The organism is Vibrio gelatinilyticus (genome assembly GCF_022836845.1).
Lineage (GTDB): Bacteria > Pseudomonadota > Gammaproteobacteria > Enterobacterales > Vibrionaceae > Vibrio > Vibrio gelatinilyticus.
The window spans coordinates 61,255-84,937 of sequence record NZ_JAJNNZ010000016.1; the positions used below are offsets into that span (position 1 = coordinate 61,255).

Genomic DNA, 23,683 nt, shown 5'->3' on the forward strand with positions numbered 1-23,683 from the left:
ATTAATAATGGCCTATATAAGGCGTTGCTGATGGTAGCGCCTTTTTAGGGGCTTGAAAAGTCAGCTGTTGTTGTTTCACTTGGAAACATGATGGAGGTATTACAATGAGCGTATTTACCAGCTTTAGTATGGTATATGAGAAGCCTTACGGAGTTTGCGCAGTGCACCGCAGTACAAAAAGTCTCGAAAGAGTTAGCTCAATGGTTACCGGGGAAATACTTAGTTCGATACCGTGATGAGCTTACACCAAAAATTAGCCTGACAGGGAAGGGTACGGCTATTCTAACTTCAAAATTGTGCCAACTGACATTGTCGTTAGTGCGTTTGTTACATAATTCAAATCAATAGCTTACGGTTTTTGTTATGAGCCTAAATTTATATATTTATTATTGATATTTATATAATTGCTGGGTAGCATCACTGTTTTATAATGAGGAGACTTTTCTCCTCAGACGGTACTTTGCTCCCAAAGCTGATGACAAGGATAGGAACATGCTGCTAAAGCGTATATTTAATCGAGATACCAAGGGTGAACCACAAAGAGAGCTAGACGCAGTTAAAGTAATAGAGAGTACTCTGCTAGATATTGACAAGGTGTTGCAGCAGTTTTTCCAAGAAAATAGCCACTTTACCCCGGCGTTGATCATAAGTTTTGTACCACAGCAGATTAGCTTGGAATCCGTACAGCAAAAAGTAAAACGCTTCGCTCAATGTCCGTGTTTTGCGACGTCTACAGCAGGGGAGTTATCGAGCGCTAATGCACCTTTTTATTCAAACAGCCAAGGCAGTGACAAGGTTGTCGTGCAGTTGTTTTCCCAAGATCTGATCAATGATGTCGACGAACATCTGGTTGAGCTTCCCTGTCATGATGTGCAAAATGGCCATGTCACTCTTAGCCACAGTGATCGCATTGCGAAAATCGAGACGCAGCTGAAACACATCTCTCCTAGCGTATCCCTAAACGCAGAAAACTGTGTGGCACTGACAATAGTAAACGGACTGACTAATAGTGAAAACTGGTTGATGGAAGCAGTCTACCAATCGGGACGCTTTCCTGTGCCTTTTATTGGTGGGACCTCGGCTGGTGGACTCGACTTCAAATCAGCGCCATTCCATGACGGCAAGGCGATACGCAAACAACATGCTTTGATCGTATTTGTTGAGCTAGCGCCGGAGTTTGATTACCAACTGTTCAAAACCCAAAACTTTACCACCACAGGAAAATCTTGGTTTATAGGTGATGCCGATCCGGCATTGCGCACTGTGAGCGGATTTATCGATCCATCACGTGCCACACTTACCAGCCCAATCGATGAACTTTGCCATTATTTTTCGTGCGGGCAAGATCAGCTTGCCGAGCGCTTAAAAGGGCACAGTTTTGCAAGTAAGGTTGGCAATAACTTGTTTGTTCGTTCCATCGCCAACATTGATCTTGCCAATAAAAGCTTGAGCTTCTTTTGTGATACGCCACTAGGCACCGAGCTTCATTTAGTCAAAGCAACGTCATTCGTTGAACAAACCGAAAAAGACTTTGCGAGTTTTGTAACTGAATATGGAGAGCCAGTTGGAGGCATCCTATTTGACTGCATTTTGAGACGTCTCAATAACCAACACTCTTTGTCCCAACTAAGCTGCTTTGATGACTACCAAATTGCCGGATTCTCAACATTTGGTGAGTTGTATGGGGTGAACATCAACGAAACGTTGAGTTCGCTGTTCTTCTTTAAGCGAAGAGCCGGGCAAGCGAATCAACATGCTAATTTTGTCATTGAATATGGGCAGTTTTCTCAATACTTCTTGCAACTTAACAATATGGCCTTACAGCTGATGACTCGTATTCAAGAAGAGGTGATCAATTCAAGTGCCGGGATCATGAGTGTCGCGAACGAATCAGCAGAGCTGACAAATCAAGCAAGGGATTTGGTCTCGAACATGGGCGATTCCTCTGTGTCATTGAACAGTGACTTGTCGAAATTTAGCGCCTCCATTGGCAAACTTGCCAACGAAACTCAACTGCTAAGTGATTCTATCCTCGCAGTGAACAGCGATGTGTCGAGCATCCAAGAAATATTGTCCATCATTAACCAAATAGCAGAGCAAACTAATTTGCTAGCACTGAATGCGAGTATCGAAGCTGCACGAGCAGGGGAACATGGCAGAGGGTTTGCTGTAGTTGCAGACGAGGTGCGTAACCTTGCAAAAAGCACTCAAGACTCACTGCAATCATCAACGTCCAATGTAAACCACCTGCAAACACAAGTCGATGTGCTATCAAAGGTTATCAGTGATGTCTCGAATGAGGCTTCAGGCGCGAGTGAAAATAGCCAGCAGATTGCACAAGCAATGGCGCTAATTAATCAAGGGGCGAGTGATACTCAGTCATTGCTGGCATCAAGCCTGGGAATGAGTGAACAATTACACGTAACAGGTGAAGAAGCGCAAAAGCATTCTCAATCAATTTCTGTCATTCGAAACCAATTAGCTCAGGTATAAGCTAATTCCGCTTTGTTTATTTCTGCAAACAACTTTGTTGCCTAGATGTCGTAAGAAATTATCGATGTCTAGGCAATGGTTTCTCAAAATCCAGTTATTTATATCGGCATTACTTCTTTTGCTAGTGTGTTACCCTTGAGCGCCAATAAGTTACTGTATTTACATGCCATGAACTGTTTGAGTCGGTCAATATATAGCCCTACCTCACCAAACGAATATCACACGACTTCGTTACTTCTTGATTAAAAAATGAAATTATTAGTAGTCGCATAGTCGGTGCATCTGGCCGAAAGCAATTTCAGGTAAAGTGGCAACAAAATGGAGGGCATAAAAACAGCAGTTTCATTCCAATATCCCGCATTTAATAAGACCTGTAGTGATATCTTCTGTACTTAAAGGTAACCCTCTGATAGTGCGTCTGTATTATTTATTCGCCGCTTTTTTCCCATTCTAATTGTGGTTTTATTGACGAGATATCTCATACTAATTTTGCGTTTTATAAAATGTTGAGGAGATGTCGTTATGAAAACCGTAGTATCAATTATTTTGGGCGCACTGCTAGCGGTTTCTAGCTTGAGTTATGCTGGCGGAGGTGCAGGTAAAATTGGTTATCTTGTCGATTGTCAAATAGCGGGTGATGTTGTAAAAATGCCGATGACAGCCTGCCGATATAAAGGCGGTAACGCGAGATAAACAGTTTGGTTGTGTGAACTCCAAATTGTCAGCGTTGAAGGGACTAAGCTATTGAGATGAGCTTAGCCCTTTCGTTTGATAACAACTCAATTTATTGTGATGCTAATTTGAACCTGCTGATTGTCTCCATCAGTAGTGAAGATACTTGTTGAAGTGATTGACTTGCGCAAGACATTTGCGTTGATTCTTGCGACACGGATACCGACATGTCGCGCAAACTGACAACATTGCGGTTGATATCATTCACCGTCACTGTTTGTTGCTCCGCCGCAGTCGCGATGTGCTCATTCATCGATTCAATGGTCTGAACTTCACGGCTGATTTTCTCAAGAGCTTCGCCAGTTTTTGCGGATAGCGCGGTTAACTCATTCGCTTCGCTTGCTCCAGCCGACATAAGAGAGACGACATTTTCAGTACCTTGTTGAAGTTTCTCTACAATAGCCTGGATCTCAAGGGTTGATTGTTGAGTTCGCTGCGACAGTGTGCGCACCTCATCAGCGACAACCGCGAATCCTCGGCCATGAGTGCCAGCGCGCGCCGCCTCGATTGCAGCATTAAGAGCTAATAAATTGGTTTGTTCCGCGACACCTTTAATCACCTCAAGCACCGTATCGACATCTTTTACATCGTTCGAAAGTTGCATGACCACTTGACTGACATTGCCCATTTCATCTGACAAGTGCTGTGATGCTTGAATATTTGTGCCCATAATCGTTTGGCTTGAACGGGTCTCTTTCGCCGCCAATTGACTGGCATCGTTGGCTTCAACCGTTCTACCTGCAACCTCTTCAACGGTAGCAAGCATTTGGGTCATTGCGGTTGCAAGTTGGTCAACATCGTTTTGCTGCTGAACTAGGTTGTCGTCAATCTTGTAAACAGAGTGGTGCATTTGTTCAACAGAGCTAGAGACCTGAGTTGCTGCATCGTTGACTGACAGCATGATGGTTTGGATAGACTCCACAAAACGATTAAAGTGGATCGCCAGTTCAGAGAGCTCCCGACATTCTTGCTCTTCTAAGCGCTGAGTTAAGTCGCCGTGACCTGATGAAAGCTCTTTAACTGCGTTAATCGTGCGCTGGATCGGCGTAGTAATCGACTTGATAAAAAAGGCCACCACCGCCGATAACAAGGCGAGTATAATAAGAGCCTTAAAGGCAGAGCGGTGCTCGGCGTGCTCGATATTCGCTTGCAGTGCGACCATATTTACCCCGCTACCTATCATCCACTGCCAGGGTTCAAACGTTCGTGCATAACTGGTTTTGGGATCTGTTGTACCTTTATCAGGGTTAGCCCAAATGTAGTCGACGAAGCCACCGCCACTATTGGCCACACGGTACAACTCTTTTACAAAAGCTTTCCCCGTGTGATCGGTAAGGCCAAGAATATTCTTACCAATAAGTGATTTCACACCAGAGGCAATTTGAACTCCATGTTGGTCGGCGACAAAAATATAGTTGCCCCCGTCGAAACGCATGGCCGAAATGGCCGCGAGAGCCTGAACCTGAGCTTCTTGTTCTGACAGCTTACCCTGTGAGGCCTGCTCAAAATAGTAGTGAGCAACACCTTGCGCGCTCTCAACCAGTGTAATAACGCCTCTCTGATAGTTGTCATTCATCAATTGCCGGGTTTGGAGTGCATCTAGAACGACATTAGCACTCAAACCAACAGCAAAGAACAGTAAAATTGTCCATGCTCTTGTCGCGATTGATATCTTTTGTATCTTGCTTAACATACGGTTTCTCCTAGCTTTGGGGCAATAGAGTGTCGCCGACATTTTAGTGCCTAGATTGTAACCTAGTAATCGTAAGTAGAAGTTCCAGAAAATTTCGCGATTAAAATCCAATAAAAATAGTAACTTACAATCTTAAAACTATAAGGTGTTGATATGAAAGTAGATATTCACACGCGTTATTTATCGTTTCGAGAACGCACAATTAGCATGTTTGATAAGATTACTATCGCGAAAAGGTTAATGAGCCGAAGAGAAAAGATGATGCCAATTATTGAATACAAAAAGGGCGATAACTCAGAGAGTTACCGCCCTTTCCAAACGTTTGGTGGAGCTGGCGGGAGTTGAACCCGCGTCCAAAAACCATTCATCATTGGTACTACATGCTTAGTCGATCTTTAATTTCACCACCAACCTGCGAACCGACACGCTAGTTAATGGCTAACCTGAATTATAATTCGCGCTTTTCCTCTCAGGTGGGAGAAGCCACGCTAGCTAGTTTGGGTTTGATCCCTTGTTGGTCCCCGTCTTACTGGCGGAAGCTAGGGCAAGAGAGCTCTGAGCAGGTTATTAAGCTGCTAGTGCGTAGTTTTCGTCGTTTGCGACTATTTTTTTGCGGCTTTTAACGTGGCCAACCGCCCCACGGCATGCACCTCAGACTTCAAAATTCCTGTCGAATCCTAAATCAGCCCCAAGTGTTACTCGCATAGTACCAGAAAACCTTTGGCTGTCTAGCATTACGCGTTTAAGTGCTCAAGATTAACGCAAATTACTCTTCATAATTCGTGCCTTGTCTCGTGCCCAGTCTTTTTCTTTAAGATCAGCACGTTTATCGTGAAGTTTTTTACCTTTAGCCACACCTACTTTTAGCTTCGCCCAAGAGCGAGACCAATAAAGCGCGGTGGCCACCAAGGTCATTCCTTCGCGGTTAACTCGGCCAATCAAGTTGTCGAGCTCTTTGCGCTTGAGTAATAGTTTACGCACGCGTGTCGGCTCAGCAACGATATGTGTCGATGCTTGATTTAGTGGGATAATGCTCATTCCGCTGATATAAGCCTCACCATCGCGCAGGAAAACATAGCTTTCGGCGATATTGGCTTTACCCTGACGAAGTGATTTGACTTCCCAGCCTTGTAGCTCAATTCCTGCCTCGATCTCATCATCAATGTGATACTCGTGGCGAGCTTTTTTATTGAGCGCGATAGTATTGCTACCGGCTTTATTTTTTGATTTTTTCTTTACCATAGTGGCGACATTATAAAGTGAGAGCAGAGCTTTAGGAAAGGCTTTTATTTGCGCTTAGCGATAATAACAGTAAAATCGTGTTAGCTTTTGAGTATCGGTCATTTTTGAGGAGTAAACATGAAGCAGGTGACGCGTTCAGCGTTAGTTTCATTTAGTGCTGAACAAATGTTCAATTTGGTGAACGATGTTGGTAGTTATCCCAAATTTCTGCCTGGTTGTTCTGGTTCTCGGGTGATCGAATCTAGCAGTTCAGCAATGGTTGCGTCAGTTGACGTATCTAAGGCGGGAATAAGCAAAACATTCACGACTACCAATCAATTAGACCATGGAAGTGCCATTTTGATGGAACTGGTTGATGGTCCTTTTAAATCTTTAAAAGGGGGATGGTTCTTTACATCTCTAGATGAAGGAGCCTGTAAGGTCGAATTGAAGTTGGAATTCGAGTTCTCAAGTAAAATGGTTGAATTGGCGTTTGGTAAAATTTTTCATGAGTTGACCAGTAATATGGTTAATGCCTTTACTCGTCGAGCGAAAGAGGTCTATGTCAGCTATGAGTACTGACTCTAATTTGATTCATGTTGAAGTCGTTTATGCATTGCCGCACGAACAACGTGTATTTGCTTTGGTGGTTAATAAAGAAATGACCGTCAAAGAGATCATCGAAAAGTCTGGAGTGCTGGCTATTTACCCCGAAGTGGATCTTGATAAAAACAAACTGGGTGTCTTTAGTCGTAACGTTAAGCTTGATGCGACTGTACGTGATAAAGACCGCATTGAGATTTATCGACCACTACTTGCCGATCCTAAAGAGATACGACGAAAAAGAGCGGAGCAGGCGAAAGCGGCCAAAGCCTAACCAAGTTCTAGATACTTTTAAAAAAGCTCGCTAATGCGAGCTTTTTTGTGTGTGGGAACTTAGTTTAGGCTCTGATAAAAGTTTGAATGAGCCTCATAGTCACCAGCGATATCAGTCAGTGTTCCTGTCGCTTCAAAATTGACGACGAGGTTACGTTGTTCAGGATTGTTGTGTCCTTTTGTCGCGTGGTAGATGTAATACCAAGTATTGGGATAACCATTTTCAATTAACATGGGAGAGCCGAGAACATAGCGAACTTGCTCTTTGGTCATGCCAAACCTGAGTTGTTCGACAGCACTCTGTTCAACAAAGTTACCCTGGTTTATATCGATTCGATAAACCATTTTCTCCGCCAGCGAACAGCCAGTTAACATGGCGATGGCTAACGGCATACTGATGAGCCATTTCTTAAGTTGCATAGTCGTCTTATGTATCTGTTTCGGTAATTCTGGATCAGATAATAAACAAGGATGAGGCAGATGTAAAAAAAACTGTGCTTTGAATAACCAACTCACAGTGTGAATTATGAGTTGGCTTGCATTCTTTAGCGAAATCTCTTCTAGCGTGGAACTATCCCTTTAAGCTGCAATCAGCAAATCTTTCGCATTAGCGAGAGTTGAGTCCGTGATTTGGCTACCGCCAAGTAAGCGTGCGAGTTCGCTGATGCGTTGCTCTTGATCAAGAGCGTACATGCTGGTTTCGGTTTTATTGTTTTTGGTCTGCTTACTCACAAATAGTTGTTGATGGCCATGACCGGCCACTTGCGGTAAATGCGTTACACATAAGACTTGGGTTGATTCGCCAAGTTTACGAAGCATTTGCCCAACAACGGCAGCGGTTGGCCCACTGATCCCTACATCCACTTCATCAAAAATCAAGCTTGGTGTGTCCACTTTTTGTGCGGTGATCACCTGTATTGCCAATGACATTCGAGACAGTTCGCCACCAGAAGCCACTTTTGCTATGGGCTGCATAGGTTGGCCAGGGTTTGTTGATACTAAGAAGACCACACTGTCCATACCCAGTGGAGTGGGGTGTTCGGCATCGAAAGTGATGTCAATTTTAAACTTGGCCTTCTCCATGCTTAATTCGTGCATGCTTTGCGATATGAGCTTGTTAAGCTCTTTTGCATAGCGGTTTCGTGATTTATTGAGCTTTTCACTAGCACGGGAGAAGATTTGGTACTTGGCAAGCACGTCTTCTTCTTTCGCTTGTAATTTTTCATCGGAACTGTCTAACGCATCGATTTGTGCCAATAGATCCTGATGATGCTGGTACAGATCTTCTGGTAAAACATGGTGCTTACGTGCTAACGACATGATTTTAGAAAAGCGCTCTTCTACAAACGACATTCTTTCAGGGTTAACGTCAATGGTGTCGAGGTAGTTCCGTAGTTCAGAGTTAGCTTCTTCGACTTGAATGATCGCTTCTTCTAACATGGTCGGAAGATTGTTTAGGTTGCTGTCTAATTCGGCAAGTTGTTGTAGCTTGCTGCTGGCCGTTTGCAGTAGTGCTAAGGCGTTTACGTCGTCACCTTCATAGATGATGTCGATGGTTTGCTGGCAAGATAGAGCCAACTCACCGCTGTTGTTCAGGCGTTTGTGTTCTTGTTCAAGTTCAGGAAATTCATTTTCACCGATCGCCAATTCGTTAAGTTCTTTGATCTGATACTCAAGCAGTTGTAGCTGCGCGAGATTACTGGCGCTGTTTTCTGTTAATTGTTTTAGGGCGATGTCGGCAGTACGCCAGGATTGATAATGTTGACGAACATTATGCAATAGCGAAGCATGGCCAGCGTATTGATCAAGTAGTGCAAGTTGATACTCAGATTTCATCAATTGGTGATGAGCGTGCTGTCCATGAATGTTGATCAATAATTGGCCAAGTGACTTCATTTGTGACAAGGGTACGGGGCTGCCATTAATGAAAGCACGTGATCGTCCATCTTTATTAATGGTTCTTCTTAAAATGCAGTCGTTACCATCGAGGAGATCGTTATCTTCTAACCAACGCGTGGCATTGATGTTTTCATCAAGCGCGAAGGCGGCAGTGACGTCTGTTTTATCTTCGCCGATACGAACGGAACTGGCTTCGGCGCGACCGCCAAGGCAAAGACTCAGCGCATCTATAGCGATGGATTTACCTGCACCAGTTTCACCGGTGATGGTGGTCATTCCTTTACTGAGTTCTAACTGCAGAGATTTTACGATAGCAAAATTATTAACACTTAGATGAGACAGCATTTTAGATTACCTGTTAAAATGAACATTACTGTATAAAGAAACAGTATATACTGTTTCTTTATACAGTAAAGTTGTACAGGTAAGTTTTTGTGCGCTTAGCCACAGTTATTATGTTCAATTAACCAGCAAAGTCAGCGGTGTTTCTTTTTAGAACAGCTTATTAGACCAACCTAGCTTATTACGCAGTACGTGGTAATAGCTGTAATCTTGAGGGTGGATAAGACGCAGTTCGTTCGGACTTTGATAGATGTGAATTTCATCGCCAGGTGAAACCGGTAGTGAGATCTGACCATCACAACTGACTTCTTGTGTACCTCGATTGTCTGGTGAAACAACTAACATGATTCGACACTGACCATCGACCACCAGTGGTCGACTAGAAAGAGTATGTGGGAACATCGGTACCAACGAAATAGCGTTAAGCTTGGGCGATAAAATTGGGCCGCCTCCTGATAAGGAATAAGCGGTAGAGCCTGTCGGTGTCGAGATAATAATGCCGTCTGAGCGTTGGCTAAAAGCGAATACTCCGTCAATGTAGACTTCGAATTCAATCATATGGGCGACTTGCCCTGGGTGCAGAACCGCTTCGTTTAGTGCTGCGTTGTGGCTTTTAATTTGACCGTGCCTATGGATTTCGGCTTCCAACAAAAAGCGCTTTTCCTCTATATACTCACCTTGCAGTACGGCCTCTAGTGCATCCTGAAAGTTGTCTGGGCTAAGATCTGTAAGAAAGCCAAGGTTACCTCGATTGACACCAATCACCGCAACATTGAAACGCGACAGCACTCGTGCCGCACCAAGCATATTTCCGTCACCCCCAACCACGATGGCGAGATCGGCTTCTTTACCCAGTCTGACCAGGCTACAAAAATGTTTTCTTGGAATATCAAGCAGTATATCGACAAGGCGATCGTCAATAATGACCTCATAGCCTTTAGAAATCAGCCATAAGAACAGGTCTTTATGGGTTTGAATGGCTTGTTGTGCTCGGGGCTTGCCGATGATGGCAATGACCTTAAAAGGTTTTTTCATATCGCTTCCAAACTATTAATGCTTGAATCACAAATCTTCATCCCCATAATATACCCAATCAATGTATATATGCAGTGTTTAGCCTGAATTAATCCAAGAAGTTAATGATTAATCCAGCAAACATTGGCAAGAAGTTCAATACTCTGGAGAAATCATGAGCAACGAAGAGAACAAAGTGAACCAAGAAGAGTTGAAATCTAATGAAGCAGAAGCGAACAACGTAGAAGTTGAAGCCGAAGTTATCGGTTCTGAAGCGGATGTTGAGTGGAATGAAGAATCTGAGCAAGAAATCAATGATGCTAAGGTTGCTCAACTAGAAGCAGCGTTATTGGCCAGTGAAGCAAAACTTCAAGAGCAAAAAGACAGTGTGCTTCGAGCTAAAGCTGAAGTAGAAAACATGCGTCGCCGTACTGAGCAAGAAATCGATAAGGCTCGCAAGTACGCATTGAACAAGTTTGCTGAAGAGCTGCTGCCAGTTATTGATAATCTGGAGCGCGCTATCGCGGCGGCTGACGCTGAAAATGACGTTGTAAAGCCGATTCTAGAGGGCGTAGAGATGACTCACAAAACGTTTGTTGATGTAGTTGCTAAATTTGGCCTCAAGGAAATTAATCCAGAAGGCGAAACGTTTAACCCTGAACAACATCAAGCAATGTCTATTCAAGAGAGCGCTGATCATGAGTCCAATACTGTGATGTTCGTCATGCAAAAAGGATATGAGTTAAATGGTCGCGTTTTGCGTCCAGCGATGGTTATGGTGTCGAAGTAATTTGACGGCGATGTAGCCTAAATTCTATCTTGTTGATTTATCAGAATGGAGCCTAAGGGCTCCATTTTTTTTACTTATTCGTTTAGGTGAAACTATTGTTAAATTCAATGCATATAGTCATATCTGTTGTGTTAAAAAAGTAACGTAGTGTAAAAATAATGCTTTATTTTGAATTGTAGATAGGTAGTATGCACTGAGCTTTCCGTTAATGAGAAAGTTGATAATTATAAAAATGCAGAGAACAACACACAACATTCTGGAGTTTTTGAATGAAAAAATCATTATCCCAAAAGATCTTTATAGGTCTTTTTGCTGGTCTGTTAATCGGTACAGCAATTCAATACCTTTTCGCCGGCGTTAGCCTTTTTGATCAATACCTATTAGGTTTCGCAGAAGGCGTTGGTGGTATGTTTGTATCGCTAATCAAACTGCTTGTCGTACCTTTGGTATTTGTTTCGATCGTATGCGGTATCGTTGAACTAAAAGACATTAATTCTTTTGGTCGTCTCGGCGGTAAAACCTTTGCTCTCTACATTATCAATACTGTTGTAGCTATCGCATTCGCGTTGACTATTGGCGTTATTGTTGCGCCTGGCGCCGGTGCCAATCTTGGCGGTACCGTGACAGAAGCTATTGAGCTGACGTCAACAACGACACCTGACATCTTCTCTATGATCACCAACATTGTACCAAGCAACCCATTCCAAGCGTTTGCCAATGGTGACATGCTGCAAATCATCTTTATGGCAATTTTGACAGGTCTTGCCATCCAAGCATTGGACAAAAAAGGTGGACCAGCAGTCAATGCGTTTAAGGTTGCTAACGACATTATGATGAAGCTAATTGGCTTGGTTATGAGCCTTGCACCTTACGGTGTATTTGCTCTTATGATCCAATTGGGTGCAACGTTAGATGCAGGTACACTAGCTTCTGTTGCGGGTTATGTGGCACTAGTTGTTGCAATTCTTGTTCTGTGGATCTTTGTTGTTTATCCATTAATGGTTGGTGCGACAACAAGTGTTACACCTTCTCAGTTTATTCGAGCAACACGTGAACAGGTACTATTTTCACTGTCCACAGCAAGCTCGAACGCAACCATTCCAGTAACGATGCGTACACTAACCGATAAGATTGGTGTGTCTAAGTCAGTTGCAGGTTTTGGTGTGCCACTAGGTGCAACCATGAACATGGCTGGTGCGTCAATCTACATTGCTATTGCAACGATTTTTATTGCTAATGCATTTGGACAACCAATCCAAACCAGTGATTTGTTCACTATGGGCTTCACTGTCTTGCTACTGTCTATCGGTGCTGGCGGCGTTCCTGGTGGTGGTGTTGTTATGATTGGTGTACTACTTCACCAATTGGGTCTTCCACCAGAAGGTCTGGCTATCGTTGCGGCGGTTGACCGTATCAATGATATGTTCTGTACCAGCTCAAACGTTGTTGGTGATACCGCAGTGAACACCATCGTTGCCGCAAGCGAAAAAGAGATCAACGTAGAGCAGCAAGCAGAAGTTCAGGCTACTGAGAATCACGCATAATACGCTGACAGTTACATATAACGAGATACATTGCGGAGCCAGAGTTGGCTCCGCTTTTTTTAGTTATTGCTGCAGTAAGTTTATCGAATGCAAATTCACGTCATCAGATTGCGAAACGATCGCAAGGTGTTGATAGCCTGCCTCTAGTTGTATGTGAATCCGAATCGTTCGCCAATTAAACCAACCATTAGTACTGCTTAATTTGTACTCCGATAGCGCGGTCTGCCCTCCGAGGAGTTCGATCCTTAAATGGCCATTATCAAGCTCAGTAGCCACGCTGAGTTCAAGAGTATAATTCCCCGAACTAGGAGCAAAGAAAGGGTAGGCAACCCAATCGCCCTGGGCAAAGTAACCCACGTAACCCTCATCACTTTTTACTCCAGACATTTCACAATATTCCGTAGCAGCTACTGAAGTGTTCAATGGGTAGGCGGGCTGACTGTCGCATTTTATCTGAGCTTTGGTTAGCGCATCGATCGTGTCTTGATTGCGGTGTGCGTTGTGCATCTTTAAGTTCTCAGTCAGCATCATTAATGTCTCATGAGCGCTGACAGGATCGGGTTGTTGGCCACCGCTTTGCCAATAATCGAGTAATTCCTGAAAGCCATCTGGTTTTGATATCGAAAATACGCCGGAAGGATGCTCCATTTTCTTCCACGTCCACCACGACCAACCTATGTTATTTTCTTCGAGTAGTTCCACCGCGTCTCGATACCACGCTACTGTATTCTCACCAGATTCACTCATCCAAAGTGGTATTTGATATTGATCGCGCATCTGTATGTATTGCTGTATCGACTCAAGGTTGTTTTCGTTCCAGTACTTGTGAAAGCTGATGGCAACATTGTCGTCGGGGACAGGAAGAGGCCAAAGGCTAGAGTGATTATTGCCCCAGCAATTCCCTTCTACGGCGATCAGATGGTTTTTGTCGTATTTTCTGATTTCTGGAATCAGCCTGGCGTACATATCCCGTAACGGTTGGTTGGATTCTTCAGTGCAACCGTGTTTGTTATCCGGTTTGTTCTCAAAACCCCAGTTTGGCTCATTCATTGGATCATAGGCGGCTATCCAGGTTTCATTGGCATAGCGTTCGGCGATTTTTCCCCAAAGTGCGACCATTTTTCTTTGGTTCTCCGCGCTTTCCCAAAGCGATGGCTTGCTTGGATCGTAATCACTAATATTGCCGTTGTAACCTTGTCCACCAGGGGCAGCATGCAAATCGAGAATGAGATAAATACCATGTTGCCGGCACCAATCGAGTAACCGGTCTACCATATCAAATCCTTGAGTGAGCCAAGTGTCTTGCCCCTCTATGGGTTCTTGTTCGATCGGTAGTGTGAACAATTGGTAGTGCATTGGTAAGCGAATAGTATTGAAGCCAGAGTTTTTCAATTCGATAACATCTTGCTCAGTGAAAAAGTTATCGAGCCAGGCCTGATGAAAGATTTGAGTCTTTTCGCTACCGACCACGTTACTAATATCGTTAAGGATTTTGTGTTGTCCCTCATCAGCGTCTTCGTTGAAGCCAAACATATAAGGTTCCATAACCATCCAACTTCCTATCCCCATCCCTCGAAAGATAAGGTTGTTGCCTTCAGGGTCGATGATTTGAGTACCACTTGCGCGAACAAAGCTCTTTTGCTCTGGCGGGGTAACAGGAGGCAACGGTTCACTGCAGCCATCGCTGTTAAAGATGAAGTCGACTGGGATTGTCGGCGCTTGCAAAGAGTCTATTTGGAAACCAAACGTAACTTTTCCACCATCACTCGCTATCACTTTGTTCCAGTCAAAGTTAGAGGTTGCAGTGAGGTCAGGGGCTTGGTAGTCATAATGAGCATTCCAGCCAGAAACGAAAGATTCTTGGGCGTCAATGGCCCAGTTCAACGACCAACCTGATAAATCAGAGGTTGTCTTATTGGTGATTGAAACCTCAGATTGATAGCCAGATTGCCATTGATTTACCACTGAGTATTCAATATCGACCTGGCATAAGTTCGATGTTGCGGCACTCACAGAGGCTAGTGAACTCAAGCTAGCCACAAGAGTGAAAATGAGGCTTCCACAGAGCCAATGCCAAGCTGGCCTCCGACATAAAGAGAATAAGAGCATGATCAGTTCCTTCTGTTCTAATTGCATACTTTAACTGGTTGGAGAGTGTAAATATTGAACTTATTGAGACAACCGGGAGAACCCGCACACCGATGCACCTGTTGCGCGGCCTGTGAGCAAGGTCGCCAATTTCGCCAGGTGAGCATCAATGATATGACCGAATTAGAACTCAAAATGAGACTCTAAAAAGAGCCGATTAACTGAAGAGGTAGAAAATGAATCGTAAAAATGTGAGTTTTTTTGTTTGTTGCCCTTGAGAAAGGAAGAGGGTGCCCCTATCTATGGTGCATAGATAAAACAAACATTGTAAATTTTGTTTGCTAGCTAGGGTTGAAAGCCCGAACACTGGCCCCACATATGGGGTGTAATTAGAAACGAAATTAGAATTAATTCGGAGATAGCCTGATGGGTAAAATCATTGGTATTGACTTAGGTACTACTAACTCTTGTGTTGCTGTATTGGACGGTGACAAGCCACGCGTAATCGAAAATGCGGAAGGTGAGCGTACAACGGCATCGGTAATTGCATACACAGATGGCGAAACATTAGTTGGTCAGCCTGCTAAGCGTCAAGCAGTTACAAACCCAGAGAACACGCTATTTGCTATTAAGCGTCTTATCGGTCGTCGTTTTGAAGACGAAGAAGTACAGCGTGACATCGAAATCATGCCTTACAAAATCGTTAAGGCTGACAACGGTGATGCATGGGTAGAAGCGAAAGGCCAACAAATGGCGGCTCCTCAAGTATCAGCTGAAGTACTGAAAAAAATGAAGAAAACAGCTGAAGACTTCCTTGGTGAGGAAGTGACTGGCGCTGTTATCACAGTACCTGCTTACTTTAACGATGCTCAGCGTCAAGCAACTAAAGATGCTGGCCGTATCGCAGGTCTTGAAGTAAAACGTATTATCAACGAACCAACAGCAGCTGCTCTAGCATACGGTCTAGACAAGAAAGGTGGGGATCGCACTATCGCGGTTTATGACCTTGGTGGTGGTACTTTCGATATCTCTATCATCGAGATCGACGAAGTTGAAGGCGAGAAAACGTTTGAAGTACTAGCAACTAACGGTGACACTCACCTTGGTGGTGAAGACTTTGATAACCGCATGATCAACTACCTGGTTGAAGAGTTCAAAAAAGAGCAAGGCATTGATCTTAAGAACGATCCACTAGCAATGCAGCGTGTTAAAGAAGCCGCAGAAAAAGCGAAAATCGAGCTTTCTTCTACGACTCAAACTGACGTAAACCTTCCTTACGTTACTGCCGACGCGACTGGTCCTAAGCACATGAACGTAAAAGTGACTCGTGCGAAGCTAGAATCTTTAGTAGAAGATCTAGTGCAACGTTCTCTTGAGCCACTAAAAGTTGCTTTAGCAGACGCGGATCTATCTGTAAACGACATCAATGACGTTATCCTAGTTGGTGGTCAAACTCGTATGCCTATGGTTCAAGCTAAGGTTACTGAGTTCTTCGGTAAAGAGCCACGCAAAGACGTAAACCCTGACGAAGCAGTAGCAATGGGTGCTGCAGTTCAAGGTGGTGTACTAGCTGGTGACGTGAAAGACGTACTTCTTCTAGACGTGACTCCTTTGTCTCTGGGTATCGAGACAATGGGCGGTGTAATGACCAAGCTAGTTGAGAAGAACACGACTATTCCAACGAAAGCGAATCAAACATTCTCGACAGCAGAAGACAACCAAAGTGCGGTAACTATCCACGTACTTCAAGGTGAGCGTAAGCAAGCGAGCTTTAACAAGTCTCTAGGTCAATTTAACCTAGAAGGCATTCAAGCTGCACCACGCGGTATGCCTCAAATCGAAGTAACATTCGACCTTGATGCGGACGGTATCCTACACGTATCTGCAAAAGATAAGTCGACAGGTAAAGAGCAGAAGATCACTATCCAGGCATCTGGCGGTCTGAGCGATGACGACATCGAGAAAATGGTACAAGAAGCAGAAGCTAACAAAGAAGCGGACAAGAAGTTCGAAGAGCTAGCGACTGCACGTAACCAAGCTGACCAAATGATTCACGGTACTCGTAAGCAAGTAGAAGAAGCTGGTGAAGCACTGCCTGCAGAAGAGAAAGAGAAGATCGAAGCGGCAATTACTGAGCTAGAAGAAGCTCGTAAAGGTGAAGACAAAGAAGCGATTGATGCAAAAGTTCAAGCGCTAATGGAAGCGGCTCAGAAGCTAATGGAAATTGCACAACAGCAAGCTCAAGCACAAGGTGCAGGCGCTGAAGCTGGTGAGCAACCTAAGCAAGACGACGATGTTGTTGATGCTGAGTTCGAAGAAGTTAAAGACGAGAAAAAATAATTTGATTATGCTCACTACCCCATCTTAGGGGTAGTGACGAATACAATTATTGAGTTGCGGGCGTTTGGGGAGACCTTCACGCCCGCATGTTTGTAAATCTCAGTGTATAAACTTGTCGCTCTAGATAAGGAAGTGAATCTTTATCTAGAACGATACAACCCCAAAGCAGCGGTAGCTGTTTGTTGAAGTAATTGGTAACAAGCAATATGTCAAAACGTGATTTTTACGAAGTATTAGGCGTCGAACGTGATGCGTCAGAGCGCGACATCAAGAAGGCCTACAAGCGTCTAGCAATGAAATTTCACCCAGATCGCAATCAGGGTGATGATGGCGCAGCAGAAAAGTTTAAAGAAGTAAAAGAAGCGTACGAGATCCTGACCGATACTCAAAAGAAAGCGGCTTATGATCAATATGGACATGCGGCCTTTGAACAAGGCGGCATGGGCGGCGGCGGCTTTGGTGGCGGTAGCGGCGATTTTGGTGACATTTTTGGTGATGTATTTGGCGACATCTTCGGTGGCGGTGGCCGTCGTGGTCAAGCGCGTGCGCAACGTGGTGCTGACCTTCGTTACAATATGGAGCTTACGCTTGAAGAAGCAGTCCGTGGCTGCTCAAAAGAAATTGAAGTACCGACACTGGTTGAGTGTGAAACATGCGATGGTAGCGGCGCGAAGAAAGGCTCGTCAGCACAAACTTGTGGCACTTGTCATGGCCATGGCCAAGTTCAGATGCGCCAAGGTTTTTTTGCCGTACAACAAACTTGCCCAACATGTCACGGCAAAGGTCAAATCATCAAAGATCCTTGTAACAGTTGTCATGGTCAGGGACGCAAGCAGAAAACCAAAACACTGCAAGTTAAGATCCCTGCTGGCGTAGATACGGGTGACCGTATCCGCCTGTCTGGTGAAGGTGAAGCGGGTGAGCAAGGAGCTCCAGCGGGTGACTTGTATGTTCAAGTGCATGTTAAAGAGCATCACATCTTCGAGCGCGATGGCAGCAACTTGTACTGCGAAGTGCCAGTAAGTTTCTCGCAAGCGGCTTTAGGTGGTGAAGTAGAAGTTCCGACTTTAGATGGCCGTGTTAGCCTCAAGGTGCCAGAAGAAACTCAAACGGGTCGAATGTTCCGTATGCGCGGTAAAGGCGTTAAGGGTGTTCGTGGCGGCGGTGTGGGGGACCTCATTGTTAAACTGGTCATCGAAACGCCGGTGAAGCTGAGTTCGCGTCAGAAAGAATTGCTACGTGAGTTTGAAGAAACCTGTGGTGGTGATGCGGCAAATAAGCACAACCCTAAATCAGAAGGTTTTTTTAACGGTGTTAAAAAGTTCTTCGATGATCTAACCAGCTAAACGGTTAGTATTACTTGTAAAGGCCTGCTCTTAGCAGGCCTTTTTTATTTCCAACAGCTCGCTGGTAGCATGTTGCCAATCGCATCAAGAGTGATTCGTTTATCTGAATTTAAACACGAATCTTCCAACTGTGGACTTCCTTTTGCTGGGGTGGCACTGAGCGTATAACCATTGTCTGCGGTGACGGTAAACTGGTAGCGAGACGGGTCAGACTCACAGAGCACACATTGACCTGCGGAAATGACACTTTCGAATTGATAGCTGCCGTTAAATTCTTTTTCCAACTCCAGTTGCATCCTCATGAGATCGGTCAATGCTGCCGTTCTATGACTGCCGAGTACCTGTTGTTTGTAAACAGGGTAAGCTATGGAAACAAATAGACTCAATATTGCAAGACTGATGACAATTTCGATCAACGTCAAACCAATTTGTCTGCTGCTTCTTTTATTACATATCATTTATCAAACCTAGCCCGATTCTCGACCAACTCAACCTTTACTAGTGTTCTACTCTGCTACGATTTAAGCAACTAAGTTTATATTCTTTCTGTTTTTTTCATTGGAAATCGCGAAATGAGTCGAGGCTTTAGCATGATTGAATTCGGTATCTTATTGGCAGTGGTCACGCTGCTAATGAGCATTTTTGTGCCCAGTTATTGGACAATGTCTAATAAGTTTCTGGTTAAACGTACCAGTGAGCAAGTGTTCAATTTAATGATTCAAACCAAATCTGAAGCGGTACTTCGCGGGCAGGATTTATGGTTTCATATTGATAACCTGCCAAATGGAGGCGGTCAATCGCGTTGGCGGGCGCTCGTTTCAACGAGTAAGAGTGACTTTAGTGATCCCTTATTTGAATTGGCTGACCAGAGTTTTGTGGATCTTTATGTCGATATGAATCATAGCTCGATGCAAATTAAGTTTGATCGTCTTACGGGCGCAGCGCTAAGTGCAGGAACGATGACCTTCAAACAATCAGCTCAGAATAGCCAAGGCGTTGGTATTAAAACCTCTACAGGCTCTGGGCGGGTAGTGCTCTGTCAGTTTGGCGACTTTGATCCATTATTGGGGGAATGTTAAACATGCCTGTTAGAAAGCGTAGCCGACAGTTCGGCACATCGTTAGTTGAACTGATGGTGGCATCGACGATTGGGGTACTCTGTCTACTTTCGATTGGTGCGATGTTTTTATCGCTGCAAGGAAATAACAGCGCCAATTACAAAGGGAAAATATTAGAACAAACCTTAGTCACTTTGTCTCGGCGGCTAGAAAATGATCTAACTCGAGCGGGCTATGGGCAGCATGGCTCAGCAAGTTTATTAGATGATGCTACGAGAGTCGTTGAGCAACAAGGCGGTGGGCTGCAGTACGTCTATTGGGATGTTCATCATGAGACTCCCTCCTATCAAAATGTTGCCTGGATGTATGAAAGTGACCCTATAGGCAGACTAAAAATATGTTCTGATCGGCAAGATTCACCTATGACGGTAGCGGCGGTGAGCATTATAAACTGTGAAAAAATGGTCGATGATAAGCTCATAGAGATCACCGAGTTCGGGGTTACAAGTGCTGATATGACAAGCAGCATCACGAGTAAAACCTGGATAAAAATGGTGCTTTCAGGAAGATTAGCCAATGATCACTCAGTGACCAGAACCCTACAGCGCAACATTATTGTGAGAAATGGAACATGAACACGTTAAATCAGCGCGGAGCTGTGGTTTTACTGGTAACCAGTGTTTTGATGATGGTCTCATTAGCTGTAGTGGTCGGCGCTTACAAAGCGTCACTGTATCAGATAAAACGCGCACAAAATGAAAGCAGTGTTTGGGCTCAAAGAGCACGCGCAGAAGGAGTATTAGATTGCGCTTTTGCGTATGTGCAAACTTATTCGACTTCACCAGCTCAGTTACTCAGTGAAGGGAGCGACTTTTCTGAACTGTGCCAGTTAAGTGAATTTGATTCTCAGCTGATTGTTGAAAATGGAGAGGAGTTTACTCTTACAGCCACATCAGGCTATCAAAAAGTACAAAGAGTTATTCAGCAACTAGGTAGCGAGCCCCAAGGTGCGATTCAAACCGTTGGCCCGCTCAAGTTGATTGGCACCACGGTTATATCACCTAATGTAAGCACAGAGCCTATCAATTCAAGCGAACATGAATTTGCCTGCACGAGTGTGACTTATGCCGATAGTTTTACTTTTCAATATGATGCAACGCAAGGCTTTAGTGGGCGTGATCATGGCCTAGAGGTTGTCGCGCCAGTATTCGATGGAGCTTTTCCTGGCCTTAGTAGGCAATGTGCAGATGACTACAAAACAGTGATAGGTAAGCAAGAAGATAAGGCGTTTACGCTTTCCCTTAACAAATCTCATGATAGAGGGCCGTTTAAGAAAGATTTTATCGCCAATGCGAGGCTTAATCCATTTCGAGATCTCTTTGGTGGAAACGCTAGCGAGACAAGTCTTGCCAATATCTCATCTGATGCGACGCGCTTTAAGCGAATTACCAATTTTGAAGCCAATCAATGCTCCCAACTGATAGAAGATCATTTTGTACTCGGAGAAGAAAGAGGCCTGTGGCTAGAAGGGCATTGTTATATTGATCGGGCTGTTGCTGCAAACGCAAACGCTACTCAGCTGTTAGTGGTCAATAATGGCGCATTGGCCTTAAATGGATCCCTTGTTTTTAATGGAGTAGTTTATCATCGAGTGGACATGGAAAATAACACTGTCCGTGACTCACTTGATGAGTTCTGGACAAGTGCCTCAGTGCAAGTGCACTTTAAAGATTTCATAGAAGAGAACTCAGTCAGTATTCAAATTACTTCGAGCTTTCCAAAGGGCGGGTTGATTTTTGACGCTAAGGGGGGGCTAACAACCCTAGTTGGCGATTTGGATATTGATTATGTGTCTAATGGCAACACAACGGTTGGCTCTCTTTCATACCATTGGAAAAAAGGATCGTGGCGTGATTTCTAAACAGAATGGTTTTAGTTTACTGGAAGTCTCGATAGCGTTGTCACTCATTGCTGTTGGAGCGTTAGGCCTGCTGAAAATGCAAGTCTTTATCGAGCAGCGCGCCTTATACAGCTACCAGAGCCTAGAGGCCATGAGTTTGGCTCAGTCTAAAATGGATTGGTTTCGAAACCATGGGGATGCGACGGTATCAGCCCCTAGTTTTGTAATGGCTAACTTCGATACGAGTATTGTTGACGGACAAGATGACAGCCATCCACTCTACCTATTGCAATGGGAGATCGCCAATGTGGCGTTGCTCGGCAATGTCAAAACAGTACAAATGACCGCGCATTGGAGTAATCCTTTTGGCCCTCAAAAAGTGGAGTTGAAAAGTCAAATTTCTCGCTTTAGCGAGTATTAATCCTCTCGTCATATTTTTTAGCATTTTCCCCTAAAAACTTACCATTTCAATTCACTTCTTGCTTTTCTTTAAATAGACAAAGCGTCATCAACTATGGTTACTAGATTGGGTACTTTACGTGCTAGTTAGGTGATTGTATGGTTAATGTGGCTTCTTGTGTGTCATAAATGTTATATGTAGGGGTATTTTTTGCAAAATAAGTCTACAAATATGGAAAAAGATCCAAATTATCTACTAATTTTTCTCGTAATAAATAAAATAGCTCAGTAATAAAAAGTTCATAGTGAAACTTAGTAAAAAATTCACGAACAACAACATCAAACTACGGAGTTACCATGAGTAACCAATCTATTAATTCAGCACCATCTTCGAAGCCGACAGGGATGGATCGCTTTTTAAACTTTATTGAACGAGCGGGTAATAAGATCCCAGATCCTGCCATCTTGTTTTTCTGGGCTTTGGTTATCGTGTGGGTGGCGTCAGCACTTCTTTCTAACGTTTCTTTTGATCTCGTTAACCCACGTACAGGCGCAGCTCTAGAGGTTAAAAACCTTCTTACCGGTGAAGCTCTGGCCAGTTTCTTAGCCAACATGGTGACGACCTTTACTGGCTTTGCGCCGTTAGGTATCGTTCTTGTTGCGATGCTAGGTGTTGGTGTGGCAGATTCATCAGGCTTTATCACAACAGGCCTGAAGAAAATGCTGAACTTTACGCCAGCTAAGCTGTTAACGCCAATGTTGATTTTGGTTGCTATCGTATCGCATACCGCTGCAGATGCTGGCTACGTTCTGGTTATTCCTCTAGGTGGTATTATCTTCCACGCAGCAGGTCGTCACCCACTCGCGGGTATCGCGGCAGCATTTTCGGGTGTATCGGGTGGTTTCTCAGCAAACTTCATTCCGTCTGGCATCGATCCACTATTGGCAGGTTTCACACAAACCTCAGCCCAAGTACTCGATCCAAACTATATTGTTAACCCATTAGCGAACATTTTCTTTACAGGTCTGTCTTCTTTCCTAATCGTTGCGATTGGTTGGTACGTGACGGAGAAAATCATTGAACCACGCCTGAAGAATACTCCTGTTGATGACGATGCTGAAGAAGCACCGGATCTAGGTACATTCACTCAGACTGAATCTAAGGCATTCCGTGCCGCGGGTTGGGCTATGGTTGCTGGTATCGCACTTCTCATTGCTGCGATCATTCCAGAATCGTCAGCACTGCGTTCTCCAGAAGGCGAGATCACCTCGTTCTCAGCACCGCTTATGAAATCCATCGTTCCATTGATCTTCATTTTGTTCATTATCCCAGGTTATGTTTACGGCCGAGTGGCGGGCACTTTTAAAACCAGCAATGACGTTATTAAAGCCATGTCAGATACAATGGCAACGATGGGCGCGTACATTGTAATGTCGTTCTTCTGTGCACAGTTCTTATCGGCGTTTGGTCAATCTAACATTGGTACTATGCTTGCGCTTTACGGAGCAGAAGGTCTAAAAGCGATGAACTTGCCTGGTCAGGCAACCATTGTTGGTATGATCTTGCTAACCGCTTTTGTTAACCTTTTGGTTGGTTCAGCATCGGCGAAGTGGGCGTTGATTGGTCCAATCCTTGTTCCAATGCTAATGGCGGTAGGTATTTCACCTGAACTTTCGCAAGCGGCATACCGTGTAGGTGATTCCGTATCGAACATCATCTCGCCACTAATGGTATTTTTCCCACTGGTTGTGGTTTACTGCCAACGCTATGTTAAGTCTACCGGTATCGGTACACTGGCATCACTGATGATGCCATTCTCTATCGCGATGCTCATTGGTTGGACTATCTTCTTGCTAGCTTACTGGGCTCTTGGTATCCCTCTAGGTATCCAAGCGCCTTACACTTACACAATGTAAGAGTTGGTTTAGTTATGAAAAGCCCGTCTTC

General features: G+C 44.2%; 20 protein-coding genes, 1 other RNA gene and 1 pseudogene. 14 read left to right on the plus strand and 8 right to left on the minus strand.

The genetic code is table 11. The annotated features are described in order from the left end of the window. Positions 1-492 precede the first annotated feature (492 nt). Positions 493-2,349, plus strand: a pseudogene (locus LNL84_RS19755) (methyl-accepting chemotaxis protein); the annotation flags it as partial. A 666-nt stretch (positions 2,350-3,015) separates the two neighbouring features. Further along, positions 3,016-3,186: a hypothetical protein gene (locus LNL84_RS16505; protein ID WP_244358720.1), complete on the plus strand. Its 171-nt coding sequence runs from the start codon at positions 3,016-3,018 to the stop codon at positions 3,184-3,186. Between the two features lie 91 nt (positions 3,187-3,277). On the opposite strand, the gene LNL84_RS16510 is transcribed toward LNL84_RS16505, so the two are convergent. After that, positions 3,278-4,918: a methyl-accepting chemotaxis protein gene (locus tag LNL84_RS16510; protein ID WP_244358721.1), complete on the minus strand. Its 1,641-nt coding sequence runs from the start codon at positions 4,916-4,918 to the stop codon at positions 3,278-3,280. Between the two features lie 153 nt (positions 4,919-5,071). Between LNL84_RS16510 and LNL84_RS16515 the strand changes: the two genes are divergently transcribed. Next, a complete protein-coding gene (locus LNL84_RS16515; protein WP_244358723.1) occupies positions 5,072-5,263 on the plus strand; it encodes a hypothetical protein in 192 nt (63 codons plus the stop codon). Here LNL84_RS16515 and ssrA read toward each other — a convergent pair. Then, positions 5,242-5,608, minus strand: a transfer-messenger RNA (tmRNA) gene (gene ssrA, locus LNL84_RS16520). The two genes, LNL84_RS16515 and ssrA, sit on opposite strands and share 22 nt — an antisense overlap. Positions 5,609-5,674: 66 nt before the next feature. Continuing rightward, positions 5,675-6,160, minus strand: a complete 486-nt coding sequence (smpB, locus tag LNL84_RS16525; protein WP_244358725.1) for an SsrA-binding protein SmpB — start codon at positions 6,158-6,160, stop codon at positions 5,675-5,677. 117 nt (positions 6,161-6,277) lie between these two features. Here smpB and LNL84_RS16530 point away from each other — a divergent pair, with 117 nt between their 5' ends. Then, on the plus strand, positions 6,278-6,721 hold the full coding sequence (locus LNL84_RS16530; RefSeq protein WP_244358727.1) for an SRPBCC family protein: 444 nt from the start codon (positions 6,278-6,280) through the stop codon (positions 6,719-6,721). Beyond that, entirely contained in the window at positions 6,711-7,016 is a 306-nt protein-coding gene (locus LNL84_RS16535; RefSeq protein WP_244358728.1) for an RnfH family protein, read from the plus strand. The genes LNL84_RS16530 and LNL84_RS16535 overlap by 11 nt, the downstream gene beginning before the upstream one ends. A gap of 59 nt (positions 7,017-7,075) precedes the next feature. On the opposite strand, the gene bamE is transcribed toward LNL84_RS16535, so the two are convergent. The 3 genes from bamE to nadK form a co-directional block, all read right to left on the minus strand. Beyond that, positions 7,076-7,435 (minus strand): outer membrane protein assembly factor BamE, encoded by a 360-nt coding sequence (gene bamE / locus LNL84_RS16540; protein WP_244358729.1) that lies wholly within the window; start codon positions 7,433-7,435, stop codon positions 7,076-7,078. A 159-nt stretch (positions 7,436-7,594) separates the two neighbouring features. Next, positions 7,595-9,259 (minus strand): DNA repair protein RecN, encoded by a 1,665-nt coding sequence (recN, locus tag LNL84_RS16545; RefSeq protein WP_244358730.1) that lies wholly within the window; start codon positions 9,257-9,259, stop codon positions 7,595-7,597. 147 nt (positions 9,260-9,406) lie between these two features. Then, positions 9,407-10,291, minus strand: coding sequence for an NAD(+) kinase (gene nadK, locus LNL84_RS16550; RefSeq protein WP_244358731.1), 885 nt, complete (start codon positions 10,289-10,291; stop codon positions 9,407-9,409). Positions 10,292-10,445: 154 nt separating this feature from the next. Between nadK and grpE the strand changes: the two genes are divergently transcribed. Together grpE and LNL84_RS16560 are read left to right on the plus strand one after the other, a co-directional pair. Beyond that, positions 10,446-11,060, plus strand: coding sequence for a nucleotide exchange factor GrpE (grpE, locus tag LNL84_RS16555; protein ID WP_244358732.1), 615 nt, complete (start codon positions 10,446-10,448; stop codon positions 11,058-11,060). Between the two features lie 269 nt (positions 11,061-11,329). Then, positions 11,330-12,604, plus strand: a complete 1,275-nt coding sequence (locus LNL84_RS16560; RefSeq protein ID WP_244358733.1) for a dicarboxylate/amino acid:cation symporter — start codon at positions 11,330-11,332, stop codon at positions 12,602-12,604. Positions 12,605-12,667: 63 nt separating this feature from the next. Here LNL84_RS16560 and LNL84_RS16565 read toward each other — a convergent pair whose 3' ends face one another. Next, positions 12,668-14,635: a cellulase family glycosylhydrolase gene (locus LNL84_RS16565; protein ID WP_244358735.1), complete on the minus strand. Its 1,968-nt coding sequence runs from the start codon at positions 14,633-14,635 to the stop codon at positions 12,668-12,670. Positions 14,636-15,118: 483 nt separating this feature from the next. Between LNL84_RS16565 and dnaK the strand changes: the two genes are divergently transcribed. Continuing rightward, positions 15,119-17,032 (plus strand): molecular chaperone DnaK, encoded by a 1,914-nt coding sequence (dnaK, locus tag LNL84_RS16570; protein WP_244358736.1) that lies wholly within the window; start codon positions 15,119-15,121, stop codon positions 17,030-17,032. 206 nt (positions 17,033-17,238) lie between these two features. Beyond that, a complete protein-coding gene (gene dnaJ / locus LNL84_RS16575) occupies positions 17,239-18,378 on the plus strand; it encodes a molecular chaperone DnaJ (protein ID WP_244358737.1) in 1,140 nt (379 codons plus the stop codon). Positions 18,379-18,422: 44 nt separating this feature from the next. Here the strand turns inward: dnaJ and LNL84_RS16580 are convergent, their stop codons facing one another. Next, the gene (locus LNL84_RS16580) at positions 18,423-18,836 is read right to left on the minus strand and encodes a type IV pilin protein (RefSeq protein WP_244358738.1); all 414 of its coding nucleotides are present in this window, start codon (positions 18,834-18,836) and stop codon (positions 18,423-18,425) included. A 114-nt stretch (positions 18,837-18,950) separates the two neighbouring features. On the opposite strand from LNL84_RS16580, the gene LNL84_RS16585 reads away from it, so the two are divergent. The 5 genes from LNL84_RS16585 (at position 18,951) to LNL84_RS16605 (ending at position 23,652) form a co-directional block, all read left to right on the plus strand. Next, the gene (locus tag LNL84_RS16585) at positions 18,951-19,457 is read left to right on the plus strand and encodes a GspH/FimT family pseudopilin (protein ID WP_244358740.1); all 507 of its coding nucleotides are present in this window, start codon (positions 18,951-18,953) and stop codon (positions 19,455-19,457) included. 2 nt (positions 19,458-19,459) lie between these two features. Then, positions 19,460-20,071, plus strand: coding sequence for a hypothetical protein (locus tag LNL84_RS16590; RefSeq protein ID WP_244358742.1), 612 nt, complete (start codon positions 19,460-19,462; stop codon positions 20,069-20,071). After that, positions 20,068-21,357, plus strand: a complete 1,290-nt coding sequence (locus LNL84_RS16595; RefSeq protein ID WP_244358743.1) for a hypothetical protein — start codon at positions 20,068-20,070, stop codon at positions 21,355-21,357. The genes LNL84_RS16590 and LNL84_RS16595 overlap by 4 nt, the downstream gene beginning before the upstream one ends. After that, entirely contained in the window at positions 21,347-21,757 is a 411-nt protein-coding gene (locus LNL84_RS16600; RefSeq protein WP_244358745.1) for a type IV pilus modification PilV family protein, read from the plus strand. Before LNL84_RS16595 ends, LNL84_RS16600 begins: the two co-directional genes overlap by 11 nt. Positions 21,758-22,092: 335 nt before the next feature. Beyond that, positions 22,093-23,652 carry an AbgT family transporter gene (locus LNL84_RS16605; RefSeq protein ID WP_244358746.1) on the plus strand — a complete coding sequence of 520 codons (1,560 nt, stop codon included), beginning with the start codon at positions 22,093-22,095 and terminating at the stop codon, positions 23,650-23,652. Positions 23,653-23,683 lie beyond the last annotated feature (31 nt).

What these genes read in the sequence shown, in the direction of transcription:
- LNL84_RS16505 (WP_244358720.1), top strand. Translation starts at nt 3,016, where the DNA reads ATGAAAACCGTAGTATCAATTATTTTGGGCGCACTGCTAGCGGTTTCT.
- LNL84_RS16510 (WP_244358721.1), bottom strand. Translation starts at nt 4,918, where the DNA reads ATGTTAAGCAAGATACAAAAGATATCAATCGCGACAAGAGCATGGACA.
- LNL84_RS16515 (WP_244358723.1), top strand. Translation starts at nt 5,072, where the DNA reads ATGAAAGTAGATATTCACACGCGTTATTTATCGTTTCGAGAACGCACA.
- smpB (WP_244358725.1), bottom strand. Translation starts at nt 6,160, where the DNA reads ATGGTAAAGAAAAAATCAAAAAATAAAGCCGGTAGCAATACTATCGCG.
- LNL84_RS16530 (WP_244358727.1), top strand. Translation starts at nt 6,278, where the DNA reads ATGAAGCAGGTGACGCGTTCAGCGTTAGTTTCATTTAGTGCTGAACAA.
- LNL84_RS16535 (WP_244358728.1), top strand. Translation starts at nt 6,711, where the DNA reads ATGAGTACTGACTCTAATTTGATTCATGTTGAAGTCGTTTATGCATTG.
- bamE (WP_244358729.1), bottom strand. Translation starts at nt 7,435, where the DNA reads ATGCAACTTAAGAAATGGCTCATCAGTATGCCGTTAGCCATCGCCATG.
- recN (WP_244358730.1), bottom strand. Translation starts at nt 9,259, where the DNA reads ATGCTGTCTCATCTAAGTGTTAATAATTTTGCTATCGTAAAATCTCTG.
- nadK (WP_244358731.1), bottom strand. Translation starts at nt 10,291, where the DNA reads ATGAAAAAACCTTTTAAGGTCATTGCCATCATCGGCAAGCCCCGAGCA.
- grpE (WP_244358732.1), top strand. Translation starts at nt 10,446, where the DNA reads ATGAGCAACGAAGAGAACAAAGTGAACCAAGAAGAGTTGAAATCTAAT.
- LNL84_RS16560 (WP_244358733.1), top strand. Translation starts at nt 11,330, where the DNA reads ATGAAAAAATCATTATCCCAAAAGATCTTTATAGGTCTTTTTGCTGGT.
- dnaK (WP_244358736.1), top strand. Translation starts at nt 15,119, where the DNA reads ATGGGTAAAATCATTGGTATTGACTTAGGTACTACTAACTCTTGTGTT.
- dnaJ (WP_244358737.1), top strand. Translation starts at nt 17,239, where the DNA reads ATGTCAAAACGTGATTTTTACGAAGTATTAGGCGTCGAACGTGATGCG.
- LNL84_RS16580 (WP_244358738.1), bottom strand. Translation starts at nt 18,836, where the DNA reads ATGATATGTAATAAAAGAAGCAGCAGACAAATTGGTTTGACGTTGATC.
- LNL84_RS16585 (WP_244358740.1), top strand. Translation starts at nt 18,951, where the DNA reads ATGAGTCGAGGCTTTAGCATGATTGAATTCGGTATCTTATTGGCAGTG.
- LNL84_RS16590 (WP_244358742.1), top strand. Translation starts at nt 19,460, where the DNA reads ATGCCTGTTAGAAAGCGTAGCCGACAGTTCGGCACATCGTTAGTTGAA.
- LNL84_RS16595 (WP_244358743.1), top strand. Translation starts at nt 20,068, where the DNA reads ATGAACACGTTAAATCAGCGCGGAGCTGTGGTTTTACTGGTAACCAGT.
- LNL84_RS16605 (WP_244358746.1), top strand. Translation starts at nt 22,093, where the DNA reads ATGAGTAACCAATCTATTAATTCAGCACCATCTTCGAAGCCGACAGGG.